This window comes from Burkholderia sp. BCC1985 (genome assembly GCF_905339915.1).
GTDB lineage: Bacteria > Pseudomonadota > Gammaproteobacteria > Burkholderiales > Burkholderiaceae > Burkholderia.
The window spans coordinates 1-3,800 of the sequence record NZ_CAJPGY010000092.1 but is presented as its reverse complement, the minus strand read 5'-3'; the positions used below and the strand labels follow the sequence as shown (position 1 = coordinate 3,800).

General features: G+C 62.4%; 6 protein-coding genes. 4 read left to right on the top strand and 2 right to left on the bottom strand.

What is annotated here, in order from left to right; translation table 11 throughout:
- The first annotated feature begins 262 nt into the window (after positions 1-262).
- The 3 genes from cueR to U4Z31_RS36680 all read left to right on the top strand — a co-directional run bounded on the left by cueR (position 263) and on the right by U4Z31_RS36680 (position 1,512).
- A complete protein-coding gene (gene cueR, locus U4Z31_RS36690) occupies positions 263-667 on the top strand; it encodes a Cu(I)-responsive transcriptional regulator (RefSeq protein WP_044849283.1) in 405 nt (134 codons plus the stop codon).
- Between the two features lie 215 nt (positions 668-882).
- Positions 883-1,029 carry a DUF3563 family protein gene (locus U4Z31_RS36685; protein ID WP_081053322.1) on the top strand — a complete coding sequence of 49 codons (147 nt, stop codon included), beginning with the start codon at positions 883-885 and terminating at the stop codon, positions 1,027-1,029.
- A 114-nt stretch (positions 1,030-1,143) separates the two neighbouring features.
- Positions 1,144-1,512: a hypothetical protein gene (locus tag U4Z31_RS36680; protein WP_082088780.1), complete on the top strand. Its 369-nt coding sequence runs from the start codon at positions 1,144-1,146 to the stop codon at positions 1,510-1,512.
- Positions 1,513-1,527: 15 nt separating this feature from the next.
- Here the strand turns inward: U4Z31_RS36680 and U4Z31_RS36675 are convergent, their stop codons facing one another.
- Both U4Z31_RS36675 and U4Z31_RS36670 read right to left on the bottom strand, forming a co-directional pair.
- Positions 1,528-2,373 carry a 23S rRNA (adenine(2030)-N(6))-methyltransferase RlmJ gene (locus U4Z31_RS36675; RefSeq protein WP_124572230.1) on the bottom strand — a complete coding sequence of 282 codons (846 nt, stop codon included), beginning with the start codon at positions 2,371-2,373 and terminating at the stop codon, positions 1,528-1,530.
- Between the two features lie 111 nt (positions 2,374-2,484).
- Positions 2,485-3,456: an aldo/keto reductase gene (locus U4Z31_RS36670; RefSeq protein ID WP_321804496.1), complete on the bottom strand. Its 972-nt coding sequence runs from the start codon at positions 3,454-3,456 to the stop codon at positions 2,485-2,487.
- Positions 3,457-3,619: 163 nt separating this feature from the next.
- On the opposite strand from U4Z31_RS36670, the gene U4Z31_RS36665 reads away from it, so the two are divergent.
- The coding region (locus U4Z31_RS36665) for an SDR family NAD(P)-dependent oxidoreductase (RefSeq protein ID WP_175914762.1) at positions 3,620-3,800 on the top strand (181 nt) is incomplete at its 3' end.

The window sequence follows — 3,800 nt, the reverse complement described above, 5'->3', positions numbered from 1 at the left end:
AGCGCAGAAATGCGTGGTCGCTGCAAGCGTTGGCGTGATCGTCAGTGGGCGGGCAGCTTGATACACGCCGCATGCTGTCCCGAACCGGCAGATTTCGCAGCCACCACCTACCTCAATAAGGACATCCGGATTGCGGTCGATCCGGCCGTCACTGCCCAGGCAGGAACGAAATCTCGCGATTTGATACGATCCAAACGTCGTCGACGAATGCTTGCGTCGACCTTCGTGTTCGAACCAGTGCTTGATGGAGAGAGGGCAGGGAATGAATATCGGCGACGCGTCGCGCGAATCCGGCGTCAGCGCAAAAATGATCCGGTACTACGAGCAGGTCGGCCTTCTTGCGCCGAGCAAGCGGAGCGACGCCGGATACCGCATCTACGGTTCGGATGACGTCCATATTCTGCGTTTCATCCGCCAGGCGCGGCGGCTCGGTTTTCTCGTCGAGGATATTCGCAAGCTGCTAATGCTCTGGCAAGACCGCTCCCGCGCCAGCGCCGAAGTGAAGTCGATCGCCCTCGAACACGTGGCCGAACTCGACAAACGCATCGCGGAATTGAGCGACATGCGCAATACACTTGCCGATCTCGCCGCGCACTGCCATGGTGACGGGCGACCCGAATGCCCGATCTTGGCGCGCCTGGCCGACCCTGTCAGTGAACCAGATTAGTGCACATCCTCGAGGCCGAATAGGAGCCTCGATTCAATATCCTTAAAAATCAGTGGGTTGAGGCGGATAGTTCGCAAACCATTCCAAACAGGAATGGCTTCCATGCAAGCATTTCACTGGCATCTTGGTGCGGCATCGCTATAATTCGGGATAACCCTATACGGGAAATCCCTGAATCTCGATTCGCCAGGGGTCCCCCTTCCTTGGAGAACATCATGATCGCCTACATCGTTGAAAAGCTGAGCAACTGGTTCGAATCCGCAGAGCGTGAACGCCGTGAGGCTTACCTCGCGTCGTCGTCGGACATCGTCCAGCTCGAGAGCCGCATCCGCTCGCTCGAAACCAACGGCTACTCGCTGTAATCGGAGTCACCGTCAGGTGCCGTGTGGCACCGAGCGAAAAGCAAGCCCCGTGTTGACGGGGCTTTGTTTTTTTGTGCGTCCGATCTGGCGAAATCGTCGGCGTGGCGCTATGGTATGGACCTGCTTTTCAACCGGAAGAACACGACCATGCGTTTGCGTCTCGATGTGCGTCACGTTTCCCGCGCGCGTCTCGCTCTGGGGGCCGCGGTGCTCGCTCACGGCATGGCGGCTGGTGCGGCGACATCGTCCCGGCCGCTGATTCTCGATACGCAACGCGGGATCCAGGATGGCAAGGGCGGCCTGGTGTTGCAAACGGCTCCGTTATCGTCCGAGCCGATCGTTGAGCCCGCAGGCATGCGAGCGCCGGCAGGGCAGGGACCGAATTCTTCGGTCCCGCTGTTTGTCGCGCCGTATATCAATGTGCCGGGCTGGGGTGGGTCGCCGGCCAATCAGCCGAGACCCGCGCCAAGACCGCAGCCGTAACGGAAAACCGTTCGCTCAGTTCCCGCGGTGCTCGATCTGGCACCGCGCGCCGCTGTCCTGTCCCAGGCGCTCGACGAGATAGGGCAGCGCTTCGTTCATGCTCTGCGCGAGCGTGTACGGTGGATTCAGGATGAACATTCCGCTGCCGTAAAGGCCCAGGCCATCTGCCGGCGGATTCGATACCGTCAGCGTCAGGTGCAGCCAGTTGTTCGGCTGCAGGCGCTTGAGCTGCTCCGGAAAACGCTGCGATTCCACCCGCGCAACCTGCGGATACCAGATCGCGTAACAGCCCGTCGCGAAACGCTTCAGGCATTCCGTCACGCAAGTCACCGTGCGCGCGTAGTCCTTCTTGTCCTCATAGGACGGATCGATCAGCACGAGCGCGCGTCGCGGCGGCGGCGGCAGCAGCGCCTTGATGCCCTCGAAGCCGTCACCGGCGAAAATCATCGCGCGGCGCCCCGCATCGCGGAAGTTGTGACGCAACACGTCGATTTCCGTCGTGTGCATTTCGAACAGGCGCATCCGGTCCTGCTCGCGCATCGATCGCCATGCGAGATACGGGGAGCCCGGATAGTAGTGCAGCTCACCGTCGTCGTTCAGCGCGCGCACCTCGTCGATGTAGTCGCCGAGCGCCTCGGGCAGGTTCTTTTCGTTCCACAGCGGCCCGATGCCGGTGTCGAATTCCCCTGTCTTGGCGGCATAACCGTCGCGCAGCGAATACACGCCGGCACCGGCGTGCGTGTCGATGTACCAGTACGACTTGTCTTTCTTGTTCAGGTAGCGCAGCAGCTGGACGACGACGGCGTGCTTGAGCACGTCCGCGTGGTTGCCTGCGTGAAAACCGTGACGATAACTGAGCATGGCTGGCTGCCTGAAACGAAGGGTGAATCGATGAAAACGGATGATCGCGCGGGGCCGTCGGGCCGCGCGCCAATGCGGCCGCGTATTGTACGCGAGTGGGCGTGAGCCGCCTTACTCGTATGCATCGCCGACGGCCTCCTCGATGCGTTGCTTGATCTCCGGCGTCAGTTTCTCGGCAACGTCGAGCGCGCGCATGTTGTCGCCGATCTGCTCGATTCGCGAGGCGCCCGTAATGACCGAACTCACGCGCGGATTCGCGAGTACCCATGCAATCGCGAGCTGGGCGGTGCTGCAGCCGAGTTCGGCCGCGATCTCGCCGAGCCGTTCGACCACATCGTTGCTGACCGGATCCGTCAGCCGTTCGCGGAGCCAGTCGTAGCCCGGCAATTGCGCGCGGCTGCCCGGAGGTACGCCGTTCCGGTACTTGCCGGTGAGCAGCCCCGATGCCAGCGGGCTCCAGGTCGTCAGGCCGAGGCCGTAGTCGTGATAGAGCCGTGCGTATTCCTGCTCGACCCGGGTACGGTGGAACAGGTTGTACTGCGGCTGCTCGACGACCGGCTTGTGCAGATGGTGCCGCTCGGCAATCTCGTACGCGGCGCGGATCTCGTCGGCGCTCCATTCGGACGTGCCCCAGTACAGCGCCTTGCCGCGTACGATCATGTCGCTCATCGCCCAGACGGTCTCCTCGATCGGTGTGTTCGGATCGGGGCGATGGCAGTACACGAGGTCGACATGGTCGAGCTGCAGCCGGCGCAGCGAGCCGTCGATCGCGTTCAGCAGATATTTCCGGTTCAGTGTGTGGTACTGGTTCGGCGCTTCCGCGAGCCCCCAGAAGAATTTCGTGGACACGAGGTAGCTGACGCGCGGCCAGCCGAGCGACTTGAGTGCCTGGCCCATGATTTCCTCGGATTTGCCACCGGCGTAAACCTCGGCGTTGTCGAAGAAATTGACGCCCGCATCGCGGGCCGCCGCAAGGCATTCGCGGGCGACCCGCTGATCGACCTGGTTGCCGTAGGTGACCCACGAGCCGAGCGAAAGCGCGCTGATCTGCAGGCCGGAGCGGCCTAGTCGTCGATAGTGCATGGGAATCTCCCGCGACTCTGAACCGACCTTAAGCTTAGACGTTTTGCGCGCGAACGGCGGGGCCGATCGTGCACAATAGCGGCTGGCCTTCACCTGCACGACCGCGACGAAAGCGGATGCAGCGGGGCGCGCTTTTTCGATCCGATAACGGAAGGAGACGGACATGGCAGCAGATCTGAACGGCAAGACCGCAGTCGTCACGGGCGCCGCGAGCGGCATCGGCAAGGAAATCGCGCTGGAGCTCGCGAAAGCGGGCGCGGCCGTGGCGATCGCCGATCTGAACCAGGACGGCGCAAACGCGGTTGCCGACGAGATCGTCAAGGCAGGCGGCAAGGCGATCGGCA